This window comes from Anaerolentibacter hominis (assembly GCF_032380675.1).
GTDB classification, from domain to species: Bacteria; Bacillota; Clostridia; order Lachnospirales; family Lachnospiraceae; genus Anaerolentibacter; species Anaerolentibacter hominis.
This window is the reverse complement of sequence record NZ_JAWDIX010000001.1, coordinates 242,041-267,210: the sequence shown is the minus strand read 5'-3', so window position 1 is coordinate 267,210 and position 25,170 is coordinate 242,041. Positions and strand designations below refer to the sequence as shown.

22 protein-coding genes are annotated in these 25,170 nt (G+C 47.3%); 5 read left to right on the top strand and 17 right to left on the bottom strand.

Annotation, left to right across the window (positions count from 1 at the left end):
• Positions 1-17: 17 nt before the first annotated feature.
• On the bottom strand, positions 18-959 hold the full coding sequence (locus ABCW47_RS01105; protein ID WP_343208020.1) for a 3'-5' exoribonuclease YhaM family protein: 942 nt from the start codon (positions 957-959) through the stop codon (positions 18-20).
• Between the two features lie 79 nt (positions 960-1,038).
• The gene (locus tag ABCW47_RS01100; protein WP_343208019.1) at positions 1,039-2,364 is read right to left on the bottom strand and encodes a S1C family serine protease; all 1,326 of its coding nucleotides are present in this window, start codon (positions 2,362-2,364) and stop codon (positions 1,039-1,041) included.
• A 341-nt stretch (positions 2,365-2,705) separates the two neighbouring features.
• Here ABCW47_RS01100 and ABCW47_RS01095 point away from each other — a divergent pair, with 341 nt between their 5' ends.
• From ABCW47_RS01095 to ABCW47_RS01085, 3 genes are all read left to right on the top strand, one after another.
• On the top strand, positions 2,706-5,075 hold the full coding sequence (locus tag ABCW47_RS01095) for an endonuclease MutS2 (RefSeq protein WP_343208018.1): 2,370 nt from the start codon (positions 2,706-2,708) through the stop codon (positions 5,073-5,075).
• A 102-nt stretch (positions 5,076-5,177) separates the two neighbouring features.
• Positions 5,178-5,888: a response regulator gene (locus tag ABCW47_RS01090; protein ID WP_343208017.1), complete on the top strand. Its 711-nt coding sequence runs from the start codon at positions 5,178-5,180 to the stop codon at positions 5,886-5,888.
• A 17-nt stretch (positions 5,889-5,905) separates the two neighbouring features.
• Positions 5,906-7,315, top strand: a complete 1,410-nt coding sequence (locus tag ABCW47_RS01085) for a sensor histidine kinase (RefSeq protein WP_343208016.1) — start codon at positions 5,906-5,908, stop codon at positions 7,313-7,315.
• Between the two features lie 41 nt (positions 7,316-7,356).
• Here the strand turns inward: ABCW47_RS01085 and ABCW47_RS01080 are convergent, their stop codons facing one another.
• Entirely contained in the window at positions 7,357-8,271 is a 915-nt protein-coding gene (locus tag ABCW47_RS01080) for an AraC family transcriptional regulator (protein WP_343208015.1), read from the bottom strand.
• Between the two features lie 95 nt (positions 8,272-8,366).
• On the opposite strand from ABCW47_RS01080, the gene ABCW47_RS01075 reads away from it, so the two are divergent.
• The gene (locus ABCW47_RS01075) at positions 8,367-9,539 is read left to right on the top strand and encodes an MFS transporter (RefSeq protein ID WP_343208014.1); all 1,173 of its coding nucleotides are present in this window, start codon (positions 8,367-8,369) and stop codon (positions 9,537-9,539) included.
• A gap of 297 nt (positions 9,540-9,836) precedes the next feature.
• Here ABCW47_RS01075 and ABCW47_RS01070 read toward each other — a convergent pair whose 3' ends face one another.
• The 7 genes from ABCW47_RS01070 to ABCW47_RS01040 form a co-directional block, all read right to left on the bottom strand.
• Complete coding sequence (locus tag ABCW47_RS01070) at positions 9,837-11,522, bottom strand: sensor histidine kinase (protein WP_343208013.1); 1,686 nt, start codon at positions 11,520-11,522, stop codon at positions 9,837-9,839.
• Positions 11,523-11,573: 51 nt separating this feature from the next.
• Positions 11,574-12,254 carry a winged helix-turn-helix domain-containing protein gene (locus ABCW47_RS01065; RefSeq protein WP_343208012.1) on the bottom strand — a complete coding sequence of 227 codons (681 nt, stop codon included), beginning with the start codon at positions 12,252-12,254 and terminating at the stop codon, positions 11,574-11,576.
• Positions 12,251-12,904, bottom strand: coding sequence for a phosphate signaling complex protein PhoU (gene phoU / locus ABCW47_RS01060; RefSeq protein WP_343208011.1), 654 nt, complete (start codon positions 12,902-12,904; stop codon positions 12,251-12,253). The genes ABCW47_RS01065 and phoU overlap by 4 nt, the downstream gene beginning before the upstream one ends.
• A gap of 23 nt (positions 12,905-12,927) precedes the next feature.
• A complete protein-coding gene (gene pstB, locus ABCW47_RS01055) occupies positions 12,928-13,677 on the bottom strand; it encodes a phosphate ABC transporter ATP-binding protein PstB (RefSeq protein WP_343208010.1) in 750 nt (249 codons plus the stop codon).
• A gap of 162 nt (positions 13,678-13,839) precedes the next feature.
• The gene (gene pstA, locus ABCW47_RS01050; RefSeq protein ID WP_343208009.1) at positions 13,840-14,724 is read right to left on the bottom strand and encodes a phosphate ABC transporter permease PstA; all 885 of its coding nucleotides are present in this window, start codon (positions 14,722-14,724) and stop codon (positions 13,840-13,842) included.
• Positions 14,724-15,572 carry a phosphate ABC transporter permease subunit PstC gene (gene pstC / locus ABCW47_RS01045; RefSeq protein ID WP_343208008.1) on the bottom strand — a complete coding sequence of 283 codons (849 nt, stop codon included), beginning with the start codon at positions 15,570-15,572 and terminating at the stop codon, positions 14,724-14,726. The genes pstA and pstC overlap by 1 nt, the downstream gene beginning before the upstream one ends.
• Positions 15,573-15,697: 125 nt before the next feature.
• Positions 15,698-16,657: a substrate-binding domain-containing protein gene (locus ABCW47_RS01040; RefSeq protein WP_343208007.1), complete on the bottom strand. Its 960-nt coding sequence runs from the start codon at positions 16,655-16,657 to the stop codon at positions 15,698-15,700.
• Positions 16,658-17,166: 509 nt separating this feature from the next.
• On the opposite strand from ABCW47_RS01040, the gene ABCW47_RS01035 reads away from it, so the two are divergent.
• Positions 17,167-18,513 (top strand): sensor histidine kinase, encoded by a 1,347-nt coding sequence (locus ABCW47_RS01035; RefSeq protein WP_343208006.1) that lies wholly within the window; start codon positions 17,167-17,169, stop codon positions 18,511-18,513.
• Positions 18,514-18,549: 36 nt separating this feature from the next.
• Here ABCW47_RS01035 and ABCW47_RS01030 read toward each other — a convergent pair whose 3' ends face one another.
• The 7 genes from ABCW47_RS01030 to nth all read right to left on the bottom strand — a co-directional run bounded on the left by ABCW47_RS01030 (position 18,550) and on the right by nth (position 25,102).
• The gene (locus ABCW47_RS01030; RefSeq protein WP_343208005.1) at positions 18,550-19,053 is read right to left on the bottom strand and encodes a tRNA (cytidine(34)-2'-O)-methyltransferase; all 504 of its coding nucleotides are present in this window, start codon (positions 19,051-19,053) and stop codon (positions 18,550-18,552) included.
• 65 nt (positions 19,054-19,118) lie between these two features.
• Complete coding sequence (locus tag ABCW47_RS01025; RefSeq protein ID WP_343208004.1) at positions 19,119-20,291, bottom strand: aminotransferase class I/II-fold pyridoxal phosphate-dependent enzyme; 1,173 nt, start codon at positions 20,289-20,291, stop codon at positions 19,119-19,121.
• Positions 20,288-20,770, bottom strand: a complete 483-nt coding sequence (locus tag ABCW47_RS01020) for an Lrp/AsnC family transcriptional regulator (protein ID WP_343208003.1) — start codon at positions 20,768-20,770, stop codon at positions 20,288-20,290. Before ABCW47_RS01020 ends, ABCW47_RS01025 begins: the two co-directional genes overlap by 4 nt.
• A gap of 15 nt (positions 20,771-20,785) precedes the next feature.
• A complete protein-coding gene (locus ABCW47_RS01015) occupies positions 20,786-21,769 on the bottom strand; it encodes an AIR synthase family protein (protein WP_343208002.1) in 984 nt (327 codons plus the stop codon).
• A gap of 108 nt (positions 21,770-21,877) precedes the next feature.
• Positions 21,878-23,473: a VanW family protein gene (locus tag ABCW47_RS01010; protein ID WP_343208001.1), complete on the bottom strand. Its 1,596-nt coding sequence runs from the start codon at positions 23,471-23,473 to the stop codon at positions 21,878-21,880.
• A 239-nt stretch (positions 23,474-23,712) separates the two neighbouring features.
• Positions 23,713-24,447 (bottom strand): 3'-5' exonuclease, encoded by a 735-nt coding sequence (locus tag ABCW47_RS01005; protein WP_343208000.1) that lies wholly within the window; start codon positions 24,445-24,447, stop codon positions 23,713-23,715.
• Between the two features lies 1 nt (position 24,448).
• Entirely contained in the window at positions 24,449-25,102 is a 654-nt protein-coding gene (gene nth, locus ABCW47_RS01000) for an endonuclease III (protein ID WP_343209566.1), read from the bottom strand.
• Positions 25,103-25,170 lie beyond the last annotated feature (68 nt).

Genomic DNA, 25,170 nt, shown 5'->3' with positions numbered 1-25,170 from the left:
AATCCTCAGCTTAGAACTTATATTGTAGTTCTGCGGATATTGGACTCAAAGAGCCGGTTGTAGCCCAGCCACTCCGCCTTTTCCTCTCCGCCCTTTAACACTTCCAGAAGTGTCTGTAACTTCGCATCCATATTGTCGGCCAGATTCAGGGCAACCGCCTCCGCGATGGCAGGCTTCTTCGGGGAACCATATTCCAGCTCACCGTGATGGGACAGGATACAGTGTTTCAGTTCTCCTGCCAGGATGACGGGAAAACCGGAAATCTCCCTGATTTTGTCGGAAATCATTTCCGTTCCCATATAAATATGGCCTAAAAACTGGCCGTCATCGGTATAATCATTTTCCGGAAAAGCGGAGAGCTCTCTTGTCTTTCCGATATCATGCAAAATAGCGGCTGACACCAGCAGATCACGATTCAGATAGGTGTAGTGCTCCGCCATATAGTTGGCATTTTCCGCTACACTTAACGTATGCTCCAGCAGTCCGCCCATAAAGCTGTGGTGGACGGTTTTCGCCGCGGAGTGATTGATAAAGGTCTTTAAAAATGCAGTATCCTCCACGAAGAACTTCTCCAGCAGCTGCTTCAGATGGGGTTCTTCAATACTGGCGATGTAGTCGTTTAACTGACGGCACATTGCCTCCACATTTTTTTCAGTGGTGGGCATATAATCTGACATATCGTACTCCCCGGCCGAGCTCTTTCTCACACGGCGGATATTCAGCTGGGGAGAATTCTGAAACAGTACAACCTGTGCATCCACCTTTATGTAATCCATAGCCTCAAAATGATCTATACCATTGGACAATTCCCATATTTTCGCATCTATCGTTCCTGTTTTATCCTGCAGCAGCAGAGAATAATAGCTCTTTCCCGCTTTTGTCTTCAGGGACTGCTTTGTCTTGCACAGATACGTCTCCTGTATCATTTCTCCGTCACGTAACTCCTTGATATACCTCATGTTATACCTGCACCTTTCTCTCAATTATAATGTCATAAGAACACCCTCCCAGAAAGATTTTCCCGAGAGGGTCTGTGTCTTATTTTTTCTGTTCCTTCAACGTAATTTCCATATCCAGCACATTGTCCACTGTCTTAGTGGTCCTCACAATGGTCATCTTCATTTTATGATTTGGCCCGGCCTCTGTCAACGCAGTCCTGAAATTCACAAAATTACTGATTATGACGTCATCCATCTGAGTAATAATATCACCTCTCTGCAGACCGGCTTCAAATGCCGGTGAACCAGTCTCCACCTCCGTGATATAGATACCATAAGGTACGTGCAGCGCCTTGGCCGCATCGTTGGTCAGCTCGCTGCCCACCACGCCCAGGTAGGGACGGCTTTCCTGGTTCGCCATATTTTCCAGAAGAGGCTTCACCTTGGAAATAGAGATGGCTGTCGAAATATTTTTATTTAAATCCTTCTTAAACTGGCTGGTAATAATACCCACAACCTGCCCTTCCAGATTTACGATCACACCGTCTCCGTTGGAATTATCGTTTACATCCGTGTTAAACAGTTCCAGCTTATTATCCACCACGGTGATCTCCGACTTCCGGTTGGTAATGATACCCGGCTCCATGGAATATAAGTATCCATTGGGGCTGCCCAGAGCCAGAATCGGCATTCCCGTAGTCAGCGTATAGGATTCTCCCAGGTCTGCTATTTTATAGCTCTCCTTGGTCTCCGCATTGATTTCATTCATAGGCACCGCGACCACCGCAAGTCCGGTTACCGGGTCCGCATCGTAGAGCGCCGCCACAGATACCGCCAGATTACGGAACGTAACTCTTATCTCATTGACATCTATAATTTTACTCCGGTTTACCAGAATCAGCAGCTCCTTGCCGTTTTCTGCATAGATCAGTCCGGACGTCGCATTCGTTTTCTCTGAATTGTTCAGGAACCAGTCTGTCCCGCTGGTCACTCCGGTTACCGTTACGATCGACTGATTTACCTTTGCGGCCACCTCCGTTAATTTCGTGTATGCGGCTGCATAATCTTCCAGTGCAGCCTCCTCATCTTCCCCGTCCTTTTCGTCTTCCTTTTTCGTATCGTCCGGCTTCGTATCTCCCGGCTTATCCTCCGGTTCCGTATCTCCCGGGTCAGGGTCCTGATCCAGCACAACCTTCTGCTTACCGTCGTCCCGCGAAAATGCATCCTTGATAAAGTTTCCTGACACATAAAAAACAAGGCTGCTTACCAGGCCGAAAATGATAGCCAGCAATAGTGTAACCAGCAGAGCAATACCAAATTTTTTCAGTTTATTCCTCTTCTTTGGTACAACCTTTTCCTGGATAAAAGAGTATTCTTCCTGTTCTTTTTGTTCCGGGTTTTCGCCCTCACGTTCTTTTGTAGACATGAGCTTTTCTCCTCATATAAAAAAGAATTCTGCCTGTGAAATTCTCCGCCTGCGGCAGTTTGCTTCAGCGGAAAAATTCTGCTCTGCCGCAGTGCGTCCTGTGAAACAAAATAATTTGTGTTTTAAATTATTATAGAGTAAAATAATAAGGAATACAAGAAAAACCGGGAGTTTCACCCTGGAAACTCTTCTCATTCGAATAAGACGTTCGTACAGAGAGCAGCCGTTTGTCCGGGCTCCTTTCAGACAAGTATCAGAACGTCAGGACAACCGGTCCTTTACTCCGGCAGGACAGCCGGGGATTCACCCTTGAATAAGCAGAAATATGGTTGGAGTTAAATATGAATAAAAAAGTACTGCGGTCATTGGAATATGACAAAATTATCGATAGATTAACGGAATATGCGGACTCGGCCCTGGGTAAGGATCAGTGCAGAAAGCTGGTCCCCATGTCCTCACTGGAGGAGATCGAGACAGCTCAGTCTGAGACAGCCGATGCCCTGACACGGGTGATGAAGAACGGCAAGCTTTTCTTTTCCGGTCTTCGTGATACCCGTCCTTCGATTATGCATCTGGAAATAGGCGGAACCCTTGGTATGGGTGAGCTTCTGGCTGTAAGCCGCTGTCTGGATATCGCTGCCAAGGCGAAATCCTATGGCAGAACCAACGTTTCGGAAGAGGCCGAACCAGATTCCATTCAGAACGATTTTGATGCACTGGAGCCTCTTACACCTCTTAATCAGGAAATCAAGCGCTGTATCGTGTCCGAGGAGGAGGTCAGCGACGAGGCCAGCCCCGCGTTGCGCAAAGTCCGGCAGGCGATCAAGAATACGAACAGTAAAGTGCATACCACGTTAAATCAGATTTTAAATTCATCCCGTACCATGCTGCAGGATGGAATTATTACCATGCGAAGCGGCAGGTACTGTCTTCCTATAAAAATGGAATACCGCTCTTCCTTTCCCGGCATGATTCACGACCAGTCCTCCTCCGGCTCCACGGTATTTATCGAGCCGATGGCTGTCGTAAAGCTGAATAATGATCTGGCCGAACTGGCCTCGAAGGAACAGGAAGAAATCCAGAAGGTACTGGAGGAACTTTCTGCTAAGGCCGCCCTGGAGACAGAAAATCTTAAAATAAATGTAGAGACACTTGCCCGCCTGGATTTTATCTTTGCTAAGGCCGCCCTGGCAAGAGCATTAAAAGCGACCAAACCGGAATTTAACACCCGGGGCTTTATTCACTTAAAAAAGGCCCGGCATCCGCTGATCGACCCGAAGAAGGTTGTCCCCATTGATATTAAACTGGGACAGGATTTTACGCTTTTAATCATCACCGGTCCCAATACCGGCGGTAAGACTGTTTCCTTAAAGACAACTGGGTTGTTTACCCTGTTAGGCCAGGCAGGTCTTCATATCCCTGCGTTCGATCATTCTGAGCTGGCTGTTTTTGAGGAAGTCTATGCGGATATCGGGGATGAGCAGAGCATAGAGCAGAGTCTGAGCACCTTCTCTTCCCATATGGTAAATACGGTCTCTATCCTCAAACGGGCAAACCGGAAATCCCTTGTGCTCTTTGACGAGCTTGGAGCCGGAACAGACCCTACCGAGGGCGCGGCGCTGGCGATCTCTATACTTTCTTTCTTAAAGAAGCGCGGTGTCCGTACGATGGCTACCACTCATTATTCTGAGATAAAAGTATATGCTCTCTCTACCGAGGGTGTGGAAAATGCATGCTGTGAGTTTGATGTGGAAACTCTTTCACCTACTTATCGGCTGCTAATCGGAATTCCCGGTAAAAGCAACGCATTTGCAATTTCCAGGAAATTAGGCCTTTCTGATGAAATTATAGAAGACGCCAAGACCCATATAGAAACAGGAGCTCAGAACTTTGAGGATCTTCTGGCAGAATTGGAGAAGAACCGTATTATTATGGAGCAGGAGCGGGCTCAGATTTCAGCCTACAAGGAAGAAATTGAAGCGCTGAATACGAAGTTAAAGAGTAAGCAGGAACGTCTTGAGCAATCCAGAGAACGGCTTTTGCGAGAAGCGAATGAGAAGGCCAGAGATATTATTCAGGAAGCTAAGGATTACGCAGACGAGACAATTAAGAAATACAACAAATGGTCCAGAGAGGGCGTTTCCAAAGAAATGGAGCAGGAACGCAACGCGCTGAACAAGCGCCTCGGTTCCGCACAGGAAAAGCTTGCCATCGGCGCTTCCAGAAAGCCGGGCAGTTTAAAGCCCTCTGATCTGAGATTAGGAGACTCTGTCCGTGTCTTAAGTCTGAATCTGAATGGTACGGTCAGTACACTCCCCAACGCCAAGGGAGATCTCTATGTCCAGATGGGAATTCTCCGCTCACAGGTTAATATAAAGGATCTGGAACTCATCAACGAGCCGGCAGTAACCGGCCCGGGAGTCGGAAAAACAGGCGGAGGCAAGATAAAAATGTCCAAATCCGCCACAATCTCTCCGGATATCAACCTCATCGGGAAAACAACAGACGAAGCAATCCCGCTGTTGGATAAATATCTGGATGATGCCTATCTGGCTCACATGCCTCAGGTTACCATTATACACGGACGCGGTACCGGCGCACTGAAAAATGCCGTGCATAATCATCTGAAAAAAACGTCCTATGTAAAGTCCTTCCGTCTGGGAGAATTCGGGGAAGGCAGTACGGGTGTTACGGTTGTTGTTTTTAAATAAAGATGCATGAAGAAGGAATAGTGAAAAATGAATAACAGCTTTCAAGAATGAAGCACATTATTCATTCTTCCTTCTTCCTTTTTCATTCTAATGGGGGTTTCTATGGATAAACAAAAGATTTTGATCGTGGATGATGACAACAATATTGCAGAGCTGATTTCTCTGTATCTGACCAAGGAATGTTTTGATACAATGATTGTGAACGACGGCGAGGCGGCTATTGAGGGGTTTCGTACCTATGAGCCTAATCTGGTCCTTCTGGATCTGATGCTGCCGGGGATTGACGGCTATGAAGTGTGCCGGGAGATCAGAAAGACGTCTTCTGTCCCGATCATAATGCTCTCTGCCAAGGGCGAGGTGTTTGACAAGGTTTTGGGCCTGGAACTTGGGGCGGATGATTATATTATCAAGCCGTTTGATTCCAAAGAGATGGTGGCCCGTGTCCGGGCGGTCCTGCGCCGTTTCCAGCCGGCGCCCAAACCGGTGGAAAAGCTGCCGGAACAGACCGGCGATTATGTACAGTATCCGGATCTGATTATTAACCAGTCCAACTACAGCGTGAACTATCTGGGGCAGAACGTGGAAATGCCTCCCAAGGAACTGGAGCTGTTTTATTTCCTGGCATCCCATCCGAATCAGGTGTTCACCAGGGAACAGCTTTTAGATCACATCTGGGGTTATGAATATATCGGTGACACCAGGACGGTAGACGTTCATATCAAACGGCTCCGGGAGAAAATTAAGGATCACGAAGCCTGGCGTCTGGCTACGGTCTGGGGAATCGGCTATAAATTCGAGGTAAAAAAAGCCTGAGGAAAGGATACCGGTCAATGCGTAAAACACTGCATACAAAGTTTGTATTTATTTTTTTAATTATGGTACTTGTGGTGTTTTTTATCTTCAACACCTTTGGCTGTACCTACCTGAGGAATTCTCTGATTGAACAGAAAAAAAATGTACTCTATAAAGAGGCCGGCGTGCTCTCAGAAAGTTATATGGAAAACTACTTTAGTGACCTTATGACCTTTAATTATCTGAAAACGCAGCTGACCACAATTGATACTGCCCTTGATACCAGGATATGGATCGTAAACCGCCAGAAGGAACTGATCCTGGATACACGCAGCAGTGTTACGCCGGAGCAGCCCCGGAGTATAGATGAATTAAATGAGGATTTTCTCTCTCAGCGCTTTTCGGAAAATGTGCTGATGGGGGATGTAATTACGGAACCAATGATCAGCGTTGTCCTTCCGGTATCCCTGAATTATACAATACAGGGTTATATCGTGATGCTGGTATCTTACGCTTCGATCGAAGAGTCTGTCACGACCTACATGAACGTAGTCAATCTGTCAACTCTGCTGATTGCAGCCTCACTGTTTATCCTGTTTCTGCTATTTTCGATAGCCATTACGATTCCGGTCCGGAAGATCACCAAAGGAGCCAAGGAATATTCTGCCGGACACTATGAGCAGCAGATCAGAGTTAAGTCAGATGACGAATTCAAGGATCTGGCAGATTCGGTTAATTTTCTGGCCAGCCGTATCATCAACCTGGAAGAATATCAGTCCAAATTTATTGCGAATATCTCCCATGATTTCCGCTCACCGCTGACGTCCATCAAAGGATATGCGGAGGCGATCATCGACGGTACCATTCCGCCGGAAATGCAGGAAAAATACTTGAATATTATTTTATTTGAAACGGAACGGCTGACTAAGCTGACTACCAATCTGCTGGAATTAAACAGTATGAAAAGCACAAACGCCAACCTTCATATCGTATCCTTTGATATAAATCATATTATCAAAAAGACGGCTGAGAGCTTTGAGGGGATCGGGCAGAAAAAACGGATTACCCTGAATCTGATTTTTGAAGAGGAAGAAACCCTTGTGGATGCAGATCTGGGCAAAATACAGCAGGTGCTTTATAATCTGATTGATAACGCCATCAAATTCAGCCATCAGAATTCTTCCATTCAGATTAAGACAGAAATTCGTGGAAATAAGCTTTTTGTATCCGTGAAAGATGCAGGAATCGGAATTCCCCAGGACAGCATCAATAAGGTATGGGACCGATTTTATAAGACAGATTTATCCAGGGGTAAGGACAAAAAAGGTACGGGACTTGGGTTGTCCATTGTAAAAGAGATTATCAATGCCCACAATGAAAATATCAATGTCATCAGTACAGAGGGCGCGGGCAGTGAATTTATCTTTTCTCTGCCGCTTTCCAAATAGCGTTCGAGGGGGAACTGCCTTGTCAGGCAATTCCCCCTCTATCATAGTTCGATATTCTTCTTTCTATATTCCGACGGCGTACAGCCGCAGAGCTCCCGGAATGTTTTCGCAAAATAACTCATTTCCTGAAAACCGCAGCGGGTGCCGATCATAACAATCTTCTCGTCCGTTTTCAGGAGAAGCTGGGCTGCCTTCTGTATGCGGAACTGTTTCAGATATTGTTTGGGGGTAGTCCCGATTGTGCTGTGAAAGCAGCGCAGACATTCACTCTCACTGATCATGGCGCTTTTTGCAATCATTACTGTACTCAGATCTTCTGCATAATGCTCCTGGATATACTGCAGCATTATTTTAATCCGCTCCCCATCCCGCAGTGCCTTCTCCGAAGGCTTTTTTTCTGCCATCCTCCGATGCCCGGTCATCAGAAAGACGAACCGTGACAATTCCTCTCTTACTTTAAATTCATAGCCAGCTTCTTCGGCGGCGCACGCCTGCCACGCCCCCTCCACCGCATTCAGCGCCTCCATTTCCCATCCATCTGTGCCGCAGGTCATATGAAAACTCTTTAAAAAGTTGTCATCCAGCAGAGGCTGCATATAATTTTGCCAGTAAATACTGTCTATGCTCCCCCCTACAAGACGCGGATGAAATACGACAGAATGAAAGTAACAGTCCGAGCCGCCCGCATTCCATGCTCCGTGAAGAACGCCGGCATTAATAAAAATGCCGTCTCCCTGCCGCAGCGTGTGTTTCTCCGTGCCTGCTGCTACAACAGCCTGCCCCTCCGCCACCACTACAGCCTCCAGCTCATCATGCCAGTGCCAGGGTACGGGCTGCTGCCTCAAATCATCCAGATAGCAGGCGGCCGGAAACATTGTATTTCCATGATCCAAAAGCTCTCTTCCCTGACTGTTTATTTTTATATCGCACTGAGATAGGGCCATTTTTACCTCCATTTTGACGGTTTCATCCTATAATTTAGGGACTTTATTCCTATATTTCCGTCATTTATGATGATATAATCATATCAGAAGTTTAGGAGGAACACAATATGGTGCATTTATTATTAGCAGTTATTTATCTGTCTTTTATCAGCCTGGGGCTGCCCGATTCTCTTCTGGGTTCGGCATGGCCGGCTATCTATACGGAATTCAGCGTCCCGGTTTCCTATGCCGGTATTATATCCATGATTATCGCCGTGGGAACTGTGATATCCAGTCTGCAGAGCGACCGTCTTACCCGGAAGCTCGGCACCGGCAAAGTCACGGCAATCAGCGTTGCCATGACGGCCGCCGCACTCTTCGGTTTTTCCATCAGTCATTCCTTCTGGATGCTGTGCCTTTGGGCGATCCCCTATGGATTTGGAGCCGGAAGTGTGGACGCCTCCCTGAATAATTATGTGGCGCTCCACTATGCCAGCCGGCATATGAGCTGGCTTCACTGTATGTGGGGCGTGGGCGCTTCCATCGGACCATATATCATGAGTTTTGCCCTGACCGGGGGCCAGGGCTGGAATATGGGTTACCGCTATATTTCCTTTTTACAGATTGCCCTGACAGCGATTCTGCTGTTCAGCCTGCCGCTCTGGAGCAGGCGGCCTTCATCAGAAGCCTCAACCTCGCCGCAGAACGACACGCCGCCAGGGGAAGCCCTGTCGCTGCGCCAGATTCTCCGGATTCCCGGTGCAAAAGAGGTCATGATTACTTTTTTTGCTTACTGTGCCGTGGAGCAGACCACAGGGCTCTGGGCCAGCAGTTATCTGGTTCTGAATAATGGCCTATCTATGGAGACGGCCGCCAAGTTCGCCAGCATGTTCTTTATCGGCATAACGGCAGGAAGGGCGGTCAGCGGCTTCCTCACACTCAAGTTAAATGACAGGAAGATGATCCGCCTCGGCCTTGTTCTGGTGGCCGTGGGTGTTGCAGCAATGCTGCTTCCCTTCGGAGAAGTATCCGCCCTCGCAGGTCTTATTTTTATCGGTCTTGGCTGCGCTCCGATCTATCCGTGTATTATTCATTCCACGCCGGAGCATTTCGGCGCAGACCGCTCCCAGGCGATTATCGGAGTGCAGATGGCGAGTGCCTACATAGGCACATGTATCATGCCCCCTCTGTTCGGTCTGATTGCCAACCACATCAGTGTCCGGCTGTTTCCGTTCTATCTGCTGATGGCGTTAATCCTTATGGCTGTCATGTACGAACGGCTGCTTCGCAGAACAAAGTGAGCAAGCCCACAGCAGCTTCACTAGCCCCTCAATCTTTGAGAAGCTTGCACGCTTTGCGCGCCGAGCGTAGTCCGCTTTGCTGACTTTCTCCTTTTACGCGAGTGCGCATAGGATGGTTTTGTTCTTACATAGGAAAGTTTGGAGAACTTTCCTATGTAAGAACAAACATCGGGCAGACCGGTCTCCTAACGCAAACTAGAATACATTCTGAATTCTTCTAATCTTATTAGGAAAAGGGCTGTGCCGGAGATCGTCTCCGGGCGCAGCCCTTTTCCTTCCGATACCTGTCTGCTGCAGTTACCGGCTTTCATTCTTTTTTAACAATATTACTTCTACCCTGGTCCCTTTCCCTTCCTCGCTGAACAGGCGGACCTTTCCGCCGTGATACCGGGCGGCATGCTTGACGATCGAAAGTCCCAGTCCGGTTCCTCCTGTTTCTTTGGAATGGCTCTTATCCACCCGGTAAAAACGTTCAAATACCCGGTCCTGATGTTCTTTAGGAATACCGATTCCATTGTCCTCCACAGTGACAACTGCACTCACGGAGTCTTCGTAGACCGATGCGGTAACGATCCCTGTCCCATCCTCCCGGTTATACTTAATCGCATTTTCACACAGGTTATAAATCATCTCTTCCAGAAGCTGGCGGACACCGTAATAGGAAGCATGTTCTCCGGTCACTGAGAGCAGAACCTGTTTTTTCCCTGCCTCTTCTGTCAAATGTCCTGTTATTTCTTCGCAGAGCGTGTACAGATCCACATTTTCCCTCGGCAGGTTGATTTCCCCCTCGTCCAGCCTGGACAGTTGAATAATATCTTCCACCATATGGATCAGCCTGCTGGCCTCCTGGTATATTTTCCGGGAGAATGCCGTCATATCCCCCGGCTTGACCAACCCGTCCTTCATGATCTCCGCATATCCTGAGATTGCAGTGAGCGGGGTTCGGAGCTCATGGGAAACATTGGCCGAAAATTCTTTTCTGAGCTGTTCTCTGGCTTCCCTCTCTGTGACATCCACCAGCAGCAGAACACCTCCGCCAATCCTGTCGTTTTTAAAAACAGGATTAGCCATAAGCTGATACTGCCGCTCGCCGATTATCATGCTGCCCTCAAAGGGTTTGCCGTCAGAAATGCTGCCGATGGCCCTGGACAGACTCAGATTGCGGCTCACCGTCAGAATATGGCGGTTTATATAGTCCTTATCCTTGGCCCGGAGCATCTGCTTTGCACTGGCGTTGATGGAAAGCACTGTGCCCTTTTCATTGATTACGATCAGGCCTTCCTGCATGTGGGATGTAATCGCGGCAAATTCTTCCTGTTTCTCCTGCAGTGCTTTCATATTGGCGTCAATCAGTTTCTGCTGCCGGTCCAGCCGGATCAGCAGAGGAGATATCTCCTCATACACATCATTTTCCAGAGGTGCGTCCAGATTCATCGAATTGATCGGTCCCACTATTTTCTTCGTCTGCTCCCGTGCCAGGAGAACGGCAAGTATAATGACCGCGGCGACAATCAGCAAAATCAGAGGCAGGCAGGATAACAGCGCGGAGAACACACTGCCTGTGGTGTTGGCCACCCGCAGAACGCTCTGATCGCCGAGGGCGACCGCATAGTAATATGTCCTGCTTCCCAGTGTGCTGGATATACCCTGACGCTCTCCCCGGCCGGTTTCCCTGGCATCTATCACCTCCTGCCGGTCATTGTGGTTTTCCATAGCCGACTCGTTGGCCTGATTATCAAATACTACGGTACCGTCTGACCCAATCAGCGTGATCCGGTTATTATCTTCCCTGTTGTTGATCTTATTCAGGTAGTCCCTGCCTGCCATCTCCACACCATGGGCCAGATAATAAGCCTCACTCCGGACCTCCTGCTTCATTCTGGTATAAAAACGCTGATAGATCACCCCGGAAAGTGCAGCGGAGCACAGAACCGTCGTGATCAAAACCAGCCAGATCATATTTTTTAATATCTTCTTTTTCATCGTATACTCATCCCTGTTTTCGCCATATTTTATCCCGCTCCTGAATCTCTCTTACGATCTGCCCGATGCCCCGATCCGATAGCCCACACCCCGGATGGTTTCTATTTTATCCCCGCATTCCCCGAGTTTTTGTCTCAGCGTACGGATATGAACATCCACCGTCCGGGTTTCTCCGTCAAAATCATAGCCCCAGATCATCGTCAGCAGTTTATCTCTGGTCATCACGATTCCCTTGTGTTCCAGAAGGCACTTTAACAGATCGAATTCCTTGAGCGTCAATTTGACCTCTCTTCCCTCCGCCGTCACCTCATGCCGTTCTATATCCAGTATCAGGTTATCTGTTTCCAGCCTGCCTCTCTCTTCTCCATCGGCCGTTCTGCGCAGTACCGCCTTGATTCTGGACACCAGTTCCATCATGCCGAAGGGTTTGGTCACATAGTCATCCGCCCCGCTGTCCAGACCGATCACCTTGTCGTATTCTTCTCCCTTGGCAGTCACCAGAATCACGGGGATCTTTTTCGTTTCCATACCGGAACGAAGCTTTTTCAGGATTGAAATCCCGTCCTCGCCGGGCAGCATAATATCCAGCAGGATCAGGTCAGGTTTCTCCTTCCGGATCTCCTCCCACAGCCCGGCCCCCTCGGCAAACCCTTTTGCCTCAAAGCCGGTGGAATTCAACGTATATAAAACCAGTTCCCGGATACTGCTATCGTCTTCCACACAATAAATCATCGGTCATTCTCTCCTTCATGGTGTCCTGTTATAGAGAATTCCACCCACTCTGCAATGTTGGTAATATGATCCCCGATCCGCTCAAAATATTTTGCAATCATCAGCAGGTCCACTGCACATTCTCCGTAGCGGGCATCCTTTTTAATTAAATCAATGACTTCCAGTTTGACCTGATCAAACAGCCGGTCAATCACATCATCATAGGCGATGATCGCTCTGGCCTGCTCAAGGTCCTGATTTACAAAGGCATCTATGCTTTCCGTTACCATTTTTATGGTTCCCCTGGCCATCTCGCCAATATGCATGGTATTCACTTCCGGAATGGAATTGGCCAGACAGGTTATCTCCGCAATGTCCGCCGCCTGATCTCCGATTCGTTCCATATCCGTTATCATTTTAAGTGCGGATGAAATCTGCCGCAGGTCCCGTGCAACCGGCTGCTGCTGTAACAGCAGTTTTAAACACAGGCTCTCTATTTTTCTTTCCTTGTGGTCTATTTCCTCATCCAGCTCCAGTACATCATCCGTGAGAGAAACATTTCCCTCCAGAAGGGCCTTGGTGGTCCGGCTGATGGCGTTCTCGCACAGCGCAGCCATTTCCAGCAGCTCCCTGTTTAACTGGTCCAGTTCTTCATCAAATCGACTTCGCATTTTCTATACCCCCAATCTTTTCTTTAGCCGAACCGCCCTGTAATATAGTCCTCTGTCCGTTTATCCCCCGGCATGGAGAATATCTGCTCCGTCTCGCCGAACTCAATAATTTCACCCAGCAGGAAAAAGGCTGTTTTATCCGAGATACGGGCAGCCTGCTGCATATTGTGGGTCACAATAACAATGGTATAGTCTTTTTTCAGTTCCATCGCCAGTTCTTCAATCTTCGATGTAGAAATCGGGTCCAGTGCCGAGGTGGGCTCATCCATAAGAAGTACTTCTGGCTGTACGGCCAGCGCTCTGGCGATACAGAGACGCTGCTGCTGTCCTCCTGACAACCCCAGGGCATTCTTTTTCAGCCGATCCTTTACCTCATCCCAGATCGCCGCGGATCTGAGCGAACGTTCCACCAGATCATCCAGCCTGGTTCTGGATTTAACTCCATGGGTCCGCGGACCGTAGGCAATATTATCATACACACTCATGGGAAACAGATTCGGCTTCTGAAATACCATTCCCACCCGTTTGCGCAGCAGATTGACATCCATATTGCCGTAGATATCCTCCCCGTCCAGTGTTACGGTGCCGGTAATACGGCAGCCCTCAATCAGATCGTTCATCCGGTTCAGGGATTTTAACAGTGTGGATTTCCCGCATCCGGACGGTCCGATGTATGCGGTTATCTCATTTTTAGCCATTGAAATATTTATGTTCCTTAATGCCTGAAAATCCTTATAAAACAAATCCAGGCCGGAAACCTCCAGTTTACTCATCCCAATCTCCATTCCGGAGCGTAGCGTAGGAATCGCGCACCAGAAATTCGCGAAGGCGATTTCTGGTGTCGCATCAATGCTATTTGTGACGCTCCGGCACAAATAGCCGTGTGAAAAATTAGCTATCAAGCTAATTTTTCAATCTAGCGCACTCCCTTTATCTTATTCGTTCGTTTTTATTGTCAGCCTCTTTGCCACAAAACCGGCAACCGCATTGATTCCAATTACAATGATCAGAAGCACTACTGCTGTGGCGTAAGCCTGATTAATGTGAAATGCTTCCGATGAAAGAGCGTACATATGGACGGCCAGCGTTCTTCCCGAATCCATCAGAGAGCCTGGTATCTGGGCTACCGTACCTGCCGTAAATATCAGTGCCGCGGATTCTCCCACGATCCGTCCCACTGATAAAATGATACCTGACAGAATTCCCTGTATGGCGGGCGGCAATACGACCCGGAATACCGTGCGCAAACGGCCGGCCCCCAAACCAAAACTGCCCTCCCGGAATGTATCCGGCACCGCTCTCAGCGCTTCCTCTGTCGTCCGCATAATCAACGGCAGGATCATGATCGCTACCGTACAGGCGCCTGCCAGCACAGAGTACCGCCACTTCAGAGCGGTTACAAAAAACAGCATACCGAATAGTCCATAGACAATAGAAGGGATACCGGACAGTGTTTCTGTAGTAAGCCGGACAAGTTCAACCAGTTTATTTCCCTTCTTTGCATATTCCACCAGATAAATAGCGGAAAAGACACCCAGAGGCACTGCTATCAGAAGCGCCAGTACCGTCATATAAATTGTGGTGATCAGAGCCGGTACCAGCGACACATTTTCAGAAGTATATTGCAGAGAAAATAAATCTGCGGATAAATAAGGAATACCCTTCACCAAAATATAAGAAATCAAAAACAGCATCAGAAATGCCGTTACTGCCGCAGCCAGAATAACCAGAAGAAAAAGAAGCAAGGAAAGAGGACTTCTTTTAAACAGCCTTAACTTCTGTCTTGCCGACTGCTGATTTATTGTCTCTACAGAAACCATTACTGCATCCTCCTTTTTAATAATGAGAATGAAAAGTTAATAATCAAAATGAAGACAAACAGGACGACTCCGGTTGCAATCAGAGCTTCTCTGTGCAGATCCGCCGCATATCCCATCTCCATGACAATATTCGTAGTCAGGGTTCTGACACCCTTTAAGATACCTGCAGGCATTCTCGGCTGATTGCCTGCTACCATTACGACCGCCATTGTTTCACCGATCGCTCTGCCTATTCCCAGAACCACACCAGCAAGAATGCCGGACTTGGCTGCGGGAATCAATGTAAAAAAGATACTTCGCTCATGGGTGGCGCCCAAAGCCAAACTGCCCTCGTAATAACTTTCGGGTACAGCCCGGATAGCAGATTCCGAAACGCTGATAATCGTCGGCAGGATCATCAGACCCAGCAGCAGAGAAGCTGCCAGCATGGACAATCCTTTTCCTCCAAAAAGATCCCGAATCAATGGTACCACCACAACGATTCCAAAAAACCCATAAATGATGGATGGAATCCCGGCCAGCAGATCCACGGCCGGCTTAAAGATTTTATATAATTTTTTCGGGCAGTATTTTGCCAGAAAAACAGCGGTTAACAATCCAATGGGAACACCGAATAAAATAGCTCCCGCGGTCACATAAATACTTCCCAGAATCATTGGAAAGATGCCGTATATATCATTGGATGGCCTCCACTCTGTTCCCAGAAGGAATTTGAATGCCCCTATTTCCTTCATAGCCGGAAGGCCGTTTGAAAACAGGAAAACGCAGATCAGCAGTACTGCCAGAATGGAAACACAGGCAGCCAGGGCGAAAACGCCCTTCATAATTTTTTCCTTATAATTTTTCATTTCCATCTATTCTTTCTCAGATTTTGAAGAACAACATCCAGGCAAGCCGCAGGATGTTTCTCACCCGCGGCTCTGTCATGTTACTCATCCTGGACACTGTGATTTCTGACAGCATTTCCTGCTTATTACTGAACTTCACTCCAGCTTAATGTTTCGCCGGTAAAGATTGCCTTCACCTGATCACTGGTCAGGTTTTCAATCGTGTTCTCATTGTTTACGATGACTGCGATACCATCCATGGCAATGACAGTCGCCTTAAGGCCAGCTTCCAGCTCACTGTCTTTTAATTCTCTGGATGCCATACCGATGTCGCAGATTCCGTCAATTGCTGAAGTCATACCTGTGGTGGAATCGCTCTGCTGAATCTCAATAGTCACATTGCTGTTGATCGCTTCATAAGCCTCTTTCAGTTTCTCCATCACCGGAGTAACCGATGAGGAACCAGCCACAACAACTTTCCCGGATGCTTTACCGCCTTCAAATGCCGGCATATTGTCCTCCGGGATATAACCGTTATCGGCGATGACCTGCTGTCCCTGTGCACTCATAATGTAACTGATAAAATCCTGTGCGGCTTCGCTTGCATTGCCGTTCGTAGCAATATTAAAGGGACGCGCAATTTTATAAGTACCGCTTTTAATATTTTCTACACTGGCTTCTGTCCCGTCGATCTTCACAGCTTTCACAGTTTCATTTAAAGACCCCAGAGAGATATAACCGATTGCATAGGGGTCGCCGGCCACTGTGGTCATCATAACGGAAGTATTATTCGTAACAGCCGCCTCGGTCGTTGTCCTGTCAATCTTTTCACCATTTTCATCTTTTTCTTCCACACCAAACAATTCGATGAAAGCGCCTCTCGTTCCTGAGCCATCTTCTCTGGATACAACGGAGATATCCTGTGTCGTATCAAAACCGCTCTGATCCTTATCATCTGTGTTATCCGGCGTGTCTTCACTATCCTGTACCGGCGTCTGTGTCTGGCCCATCTGCTGCTGGCCTGCTTCGCTGTCTTTTTTACTGCAACCGGTCAGCGCCATAGCTGCCAGCATAAATACCAGGATAAAGCATGTTATTTTCTTCATTTCTTTCTCTCCCTTACATTTCTGTTATACATTATTTTTGTTTTCTTTTCTGTTTACGTCTTTTATCATAAATCTGCAATGTTAAATATGAAATCGAAGTATTGTTAAAGGTATGTAAAATATGAAATACTCAAAATAAGCGCTATTACACGGGTATGACGTAATTTTACATTTCCCATCCTGCCGATTTTACAGAAGAAACACTTACCATATAGCAAAAAGGGAGCTGCTTTAAAAGCAGCTCCCTTTGAGTATTCGTTTACAGCGTCAATGTAGAACAATCACACCTCAGCCAAAAATCCATTGCCAGATAATCTCAAACCACGAATGTCCGATACCGGTACATTTCCCGGCATAACGCAGTTCCTTTTCGTTCATTTCGTTCAGTCTAATCACCTCCTATCTCAAAATAGAACAGATATTATTTTCGATTTCATTGTCTGGTGTTATAGTTAAATAAGAGATAGCTCCACTGTACGAAGAGACGCTAAGTATAATGAGGATTAATTATGAGTTACATTTTCATCCCAACAGTGATATTAAACATTCTGGATTTTGTTCTCTATGTTGAATTATATAAATGCTTTCGCAAACCCGCTCGGCTGGATCAGAAGAAGTACCGGTTGTATTTTAATTTCTGTATTCTTCTTATTATTCTTCTATCGGCGCTGTCTACCGTTTTCTTATTCAGACGTTTGATCGATATGATCCTTTTCACTCTGGTTCATATTTCTTTTCTATGTATCTGTTTTACCGGTTCGGTCCTGTTGAAGATATCTTATTCACTGCTGGAACCGGTACTGATTGCGCTCTTCTCCGTCCTGCTGCTTCCCCTTCTCTTTCGAATTCTTCATATCTCCATCGGGGAAGCTGTATATGACCCGCTGTTTATGTGTCTTGCAGATTTGCTTTCCCACATGATTCTCTATCTGCTGCTCCGGATCGTCCGTGACAGACATGCACCTGCTGCCAAAAATCCTTACCTGAAAAATGTTCTGGCAATTATTCTGCTATCCTCGGTTTTTCTGTTATTCGTAATTAAATATTATAGTACCGCTTCTTACTCAAAAGAATCATTTGAACAGCTGATCGGTGTGATTTTTGTCTGTGTGCTGCTGATCATTCTGATTATCGTAGCTCTATATACCCATTCCGTCCAGCGTTTTCAGTCTGAACTGGATGCCAGACGCAAACTGGAAATTGCGAAGGTACAGGACAGGTATTATGAAGATCTGAAAAATAATTTCGACACGCTGCGATCTCTCCGCCATGATATTAAAAATAATCTTGCCACGATGGAATCTTATCTGGCTGCCGGCAGGACAGAGGAAGCAGAACAATTTATTTCCAGAATCAGCGGTTTGATCGGAAATATGGATAACATCGTTCTTCTCGACAACATTGTCCTGTCGGCGCTCCTGACTCAGGCCAAACATACTCTTACCAGCGCCGGAGTGGCGTTTCACTATGATGTCCGCGTGGACAAGACACCCTTTACCGACTCCGATTTATGTCTCATACTGGGAGATCTGCTTCAATATGCCGGTGAGGCCGCACTTACCGCTCCCGCCGGAATCGGTTATGTAGACCTTCAGATGGATGCAACCGATACGGTCCTTGTTCTTCAGTTGGAATACAGCAGTGCAGCTGTCCCTGTTCAAACCCGGAGTCATTCTTTTACCTTCCGCAGAAAAGGAGAAGTAAAGACCTACGGCAGTCTTGAGCATATCCGCAAAATAGTCCTGTCCTATCACGGCATCCTCCATGTTTATCATCAGGATACCATCACAGTAATCGAAGTAACCATTCCCCTGAAAGATCCATTTCAAAAGGAACATGACTTTCCGCAGCAATAGAAAACGCCAGCCCGCAAAGCGTACTGGCGTTTATTCTTATGTTTCGCTTTTCCAATGCAGGCGGTGCAGATCCCCCTGAAGCTTCATAGAATCAAATTGGTTTTGTCTCAGAGCCTCATACAGCACAATGGCAACAGAATTTGCCAGATTAAGAGAACGAATATCCCCTATCATCGGGATTCTGATGCAGTCCATCTCATGCTCCACCAGTATTTCCTCCGGTATACCGGCACTTTCTTTTCCAAACATAATATAACAGTCCGGCGGAAATTCCGCCTCTGTATAGGTTTGTCTTGCTTTTGTGGTAGCCATAAAGATTCTGGCCCCGGGATTTCTCTCCAGAAAATCTGCGTAATTATCATAAACCGTTACATCAAGCTTATCCCAGTAATCCATTCCGGCCCTCTTCAGCTGTTTTTCATTAATCTGAAAACCCAGCGGTTCAATCAGGTGCAGGCGGCTTCCTGTAGCCACACAGGTTCGCCCGATATTACCGGTATTTGCCGGTATCTCCGGTTCATGAAGCACAATATTTATCATCGGTATTCATCCCTTATTATTCTTGAATTTAAAACGAATGTGATGCTGCAGTATCAGATTACGTTTTATCTGCCCTCCGGCATATGTCTTTTCGTAAAACGCTCAATACGCTCCAGTGCCTCTTTCAGATTCTCAATGGAATACGCATAGGAAACTCTTAAGAAGCCCTCCCCGCAGGCGCCAAACGCGGTGCCTGGAACAACCGCCACTTTTTCCTCCTGAAGAAGCCGGTTTGCAAATTCATCGGAAGTCATCCCGAATTTGGTTATATTGGGGAATACGTAAAAAGCACCCTCCGGTTCAAAACAGTCCATACCGATATCACGGAGCGCCTTTACCAGAAAGCTTCTTCTCTGATTGTAAGCTTCCCTCATGGTAACCACATCGTCATCTCCGTTTTTCAGTGCTTCCACAGCCGCATACTGGCTGTTGGTAGGAGCGCACATAATCGCAAACTGATGAATCTTTAACATCTGAGCCAGAATCTGTGCCGGAGCACAAGTATAACCCAGACGCCATCCAGTCATCGCATAGGACTTGGAAAAGCCGTTAATCAGGACTGTCCTTTCCTTCATTCCCGGAAACTCCGCAATCGAAACATGGTTGCCGGAATAAGTCAGTTCAGAATAAATCTCATCCGTGATCACAAACAGATCATTGTCGATAATAACATCTACGATATCGGCCAGATCTTCTCTGTCCATAATCGAGCCGGTAGGATTATTGGGAAACGGCAAAATCAGCACTTTGGTTTTGGGTGTAATCGCATCCAGGAGCTGCTGCCTGGTCAGCTTGAACTTATCCTCTTCCTTCAGTTCAATGATGACCGGAACACCATCCGCCAGTGTCACACAGGGCAGATAGGAAACATAGCTGGGCTGCGGGATCAATACTTCATCGCCCGGGTCCAGCATAGCCCGCAGACCTATGTCTATGGCTTCACTTCCGCCAACCGTAACCATAACTTCATGCTCTGAATCATAGTTCAGATTAAAACGTCTCTTCAGATATTTACAAATTTCCTCTTTTAACGACTTAAGCCCCGCATTAGATGTATAGAAGGTACGTCCTCTTTCAAGAGAGTATACGCCTTCTTCCCTTATATGCCATGGTGTATCAAAATCCGGTTCTCCAACGCCGAGTGAAATCGCATCCTTCATCTCACTTACAATATCGAAAAATTTTCTTATTCCTGACGGCTCTATTGTCACTACTTTTTGTGATAATGGGTTTCTCAAGGTGTAATCAACATCCTTCCTTCTTGTTTTGAGTGTACCAGTTCCATCCCGTGTTCTTTATATTTTTTCAGAACAAAGTGTGTTGAAGTGCTTAGTACTGAGTCCATCGGCGCCAGTTTTTCAGATACAAAACGTGCCACATCCTTCATGCTCTTCCCCTGTATCAGCACAGTCAGGTCAAATCCTCCCGACATCAAATATACGGCGTATACTTCATCAAAGCGATAGATACGTTCTGCAATCTTATCGAAGCCCTGCCCTCTCTGAGGTGTTACTTTCACTTCGATTAACGCGGTTACAATTTCGCTGTCTGTCTTATCCCAGTTAATCAGTGTCGGATATCCACAGATAATCTGCTCCTCCTCCAAACGGACGATCTCGGCGGCGACTTCCGCCTCAGATGCGCCCAGCATGGCGGCAATATCCGCCGGGGCGACTTTGCTGTTCTTATCTATTATTTTCAGGATTTCTTCTCTCATGACCATCTTCCTTTCTTATATAATTTTATATAACTCATCACTAGCCGGGGGAGTCAGAAATCGCTTTTCTTCCCCATTTATAATGATGCGGTCATTCCCTTCCGTTACCCGGCCGATCACAGCGGCGGGTATTCCCTCTTTCGCCAGTGTTTCTGCCAGAAGACTGCCGCGGTCCGCAGACATCAGCAGACAGCCGCTGGAAATAAGCATATAGGGATTCAGATCATAGTATTCACAAATTTCTACCGTCTCCTGTTTCAGCGGAATTTTTCTAAGGTCCACTTCCAGCCCTGTCCCGGATGCCTCAGCCACTTCCCAGAGAGCGCCGAACACTCCGCCCTCCGTAATATCGTGCATCGCATGTATCCCCAGAGAGGCTGCGACCCTGGCATCCTTCACAACAGAAATAGAATCTATCATTGCTTTCGCCTGATCTACCAGTTCATAAGGCAGCGCCCCGCATAATTCATCATAGCGTTCCGATGCCAGTATAGCCGTTCCTTCCAGTCCTGCCCACTTGGTCATCACCAGCTCCTGCCCCGGCTTCATGGACCTGGAAAGCGCCAGGGACTCTTCTCTGGCTTTGCCCATTCCGGTTACCATAACAACCGGTTGTGTAACAACCTTGGTAATCTCCGTATGGCCTCCCATAATCTGAATATCCAGATCTTTGCAGGTATTCTCCATATCCTTCATCATATCCCGAAGCTGCGCTTCCTCCGTCCCGTCAGGCAGAAGGATCGTCAGCATCACGCCGAACGGTTCCGCCCCGCCTGCTGCGATATCATTCGCTGTTATGTGAATGGCCAGCTTGCCAATCTCATTAATTGCTCCGGTGATCGGATCGGTGGACAGGACATACACCTCTCCCTCTTTCAGAGCGGCTACCGCGCAGTCTTCGCCCACACCAGCTCCAACCAGAACTTCCTCGCGGGTGTGGTGTATTTGTTTCAAAACCGTCCGTTTCAGGACATTCTCCGGTACTTTGCCAATCTTCATCTCTATCTCACATTTCTTTCCTGTTCTTTTAACAAATCGGGAAGATTGACTGACATCAATCCTCCCGTTTCAATATCATAAATAATTATGTGATTCTCCCAACAGCAGCTATTCCTGCTCTTCCTGATTCTCAGAAGCAGTTCCCTCTGCTCCGGAATTGCCGCCGTTATCAACATTTCCGGTGTCTGTTCCGGCATCTTTGCCAGTATCTTTTCCGGTATCCTTACCCGTATCCGTTCCGGTATCTTTTCCGGTATCCTTACCCGTATCTTTCCCGGTATCCTTCCCGGCATCTTTACCAGTATCTTTCCCAGTATCCTTATCCGGATCGTCCTTCTCGTCCTCTTCCGGCTCTTCCTTCTTTGTCCCAACGGTAACATAGCGCGGAGAGGCCATATAGCTGCTCTTATTGACAAGCTCCCTGCTGATCTCCTTGCCATCCTGGAGAATAGCACGGTACAGTACGGCTGTTTTGCCAATATGGGCACTTTGCGTCACCTTGCGGTAACCTTCCGGTTTCGTCGGGTCCTTCGTCTCCTTATCCTTGCCAGGCTGTGTAATACCTGTAGTCTCAGATATAAGCTTCACTTCCCGTCCCGGTTCCTTGGCCTTCCCATAAATCGTAAAGGTAATATTTCTGTTCTGAGTATATCCCTCAATATAAATCGGCGCACCCGTGTTATTTACAAATTTCAGGTCCTTGTAAGTGCCGGATATCGCCGCATCCCTGGCCGGTTCCACGTAAGTGACAATCATGGAATGTTCCGATCTCTGGGTAACCTCCAGCTCTGCATACAGCACGGAATTATAGAGGGTCGTAGACACCTGGCAGATTCCGCCTCCCATACTGTCGATTACTTCACCGTTCTGGTATGCGCCGGCCATAAAGTATCCGTTAGCAGAGGTAAACGGAGAAACCGCTTTATATACGGAGAATTCTTCTCCCGGATATATGACGCTCCCGTTGATTAGTCTGGCGCCATTCGCGACGTTGGCCGCCCGGTTGGAGTTGGAGGATACAAAATTGGTCGTATAGGTTCCAATCACAGAATTACACTGCTTCACATCTTCAAGCGTATACTTGGGCTGCTCTTCCTCCACAACCGCGGCAGCACTCAGATCCTCGCCGTTCACGCCATTCTCAACTGCCTCATAAATAGCCTTCTTGGTTTCTTCTGCATTGAGGGTTTTACCCACCGCAGCATCGGTATAGACAAACTGTCCGTTTTCCCTGGATAATCCGGCATTTTTAGCCTTCACATCCAGCTTCGCGCATTTTTTAATAAATGAATCAACCTTCGCTTCATCAATGGAGTATTCAGGTTCCAGAGTGAGAGGCTCTCGTTCCAGATCCTTGATAACTTTAAAGCGCTTAATCAGGTTGCCGGTCTGTCCGACCGTCACCGCTTCCTTCGCCAGCTCTTTATCTTCCAGAATAAAACCCAGCTTCGCCAGTGTAATCTCCTTCACCGTGCCGCTTACATCCAGTTTAAGCTTGGTTTTATTCAGTGTCTCTTTATACTGATCCAGTTCGGATACAATCTCTTCTTCTGTCTTCCCGCTCACATCCAGGGAAGCAATATAAATCCCCTTCGGCGCCGTATTATTAACCTCAGCCGCCCGTACGCGGGAGCCGCTGCCGGACAGAAGGAACAGAAACAGGAATGCAAAAAGATATATGCATGCTTTGTTAAGTTTCTTCATTCAAACACCCGTGCCTTTCCTTCGTGATCTTACAATTGAAATATACTGATAATCGACGGAATCACCATTGCGATAATAAGCAGAACAATAATAACTGTCGATATAATCTTCTTCGTTTTACTACTGAAAAAATTCATGGAAAATCCCAACCCTTTCTTTGTGCGGTCAGAAATCCGGCCGTCTTTTATAGCTTGAGTAATATGTAGTTCCTTTATGCACCCGAAGGAGCCCAATTCCGATCAGACCATCTTGCCAAACTCAAGAATAATCCTGTCGATCATGCGGGAGGCTTCGCTCTTGGTCAGCTGTTCCACCTGTGTTTTTTCGACAGCTTCCAACAGGCCATTTATGTTCATTCTATGATATTTTATTAAATCATTCAAGTATTTTTTCTGAGCAGCAGTAATCGGTCCCTGCTTTTTGGGTTTGAACTCCAGACTTTCCGGATCAAAAGCTCCGGCATCTGCTTCCCCGAACTCCTCTGCAAGTTTAAAAAACAACCCTGCCGCCGTCACCGCATCGTCATAGGCTCTGTGTGCGTTGGCATTCGTAATATGATAATAGCCGCACATACTGGACAGGCTTTTACTTTCTCTGTCTGCGCAGAATTTCCTGGCTAATCTTAATGTATCCATTCCCATCCGGTTAAATTCCATCTTTTTGGTGCTGTAATACTTTTTTAAAAAACTGTAATCAAATAAAATGTTATGGCCCAGCAGGATATCCGTTCCCAGAAAATCATACAGCGCGAAAAGCACGGGTTCCGCCGCAGGAGCAGATGCAAGCATAGTATCTGTGATGCCGGTCAGCTTCACGATTCTCTCCGGGAGCGGGCGTCCCGGATTAATCAGAGCACAGAACTTGCCCGTTATCCTCCGGTTCACAATGCGGGCAGCCCCCACCTCAATAATACTATCCTTCTCCGGGTCCAGGCCTGTCGTCTCCAGATCCAGAGCTACAAACCGTTCAATCAATCTAATCCACTGCCTTTCGTTTCTGATAATCCGGACACAATTCGTTTAAAAAACACTCCTCGCACTTCGGGCTTCTGGCCGTACAGATCTGCCTTCCCAGCGTAATAATATGGATATTATACAAAATCCAGTGTTCCTTCGGCAGAATCTCCATCAGATCATATTCAATCTTAACCGGGTCCTGTTCCCGCGTAAATCCCAGTTTGCTGGAAATCCTCTTCACATGGGTATCTACCACCACACTGGGCTCATGGAAAATATTTCCTCTGATCACATTCGCCGTCTTGCGCCCGACTCCCGGAAGATTAACCAGATCCTCAATACTCTCAGGCACCTCGCCGCCGTACTCCGTAAGTACCTTATTCGCGCAGGCAATCAGATTCTTCGCCTTGTTGTGATAAAATCCGGTAGAATGGATATCCCGCTCGAGCTCCTTTAAATCAGCCCCCGCAAAAGCCTCCACGGAAGGATACTTCACAAAAAGATCCTTCGTCACAATATTCACCCTGGCGTCCGTGCACTGCGCGCTCAGCATCGTAGCCACAAGAAGCTGCCAGGCGTTCTCATGATTCAGATAGCAAATATACTCCGTACCATACTGCTCATCCAGACAGGAAAGAATCCTAAGCATCCGTTCCCGTTCCTTCTTCGTCATTTGTCTCTTCGCCAAAGCTTCTCTCCTTTCACTTCCCTCTTCCCGTCCTTCCACTTTTTCACTTCCGA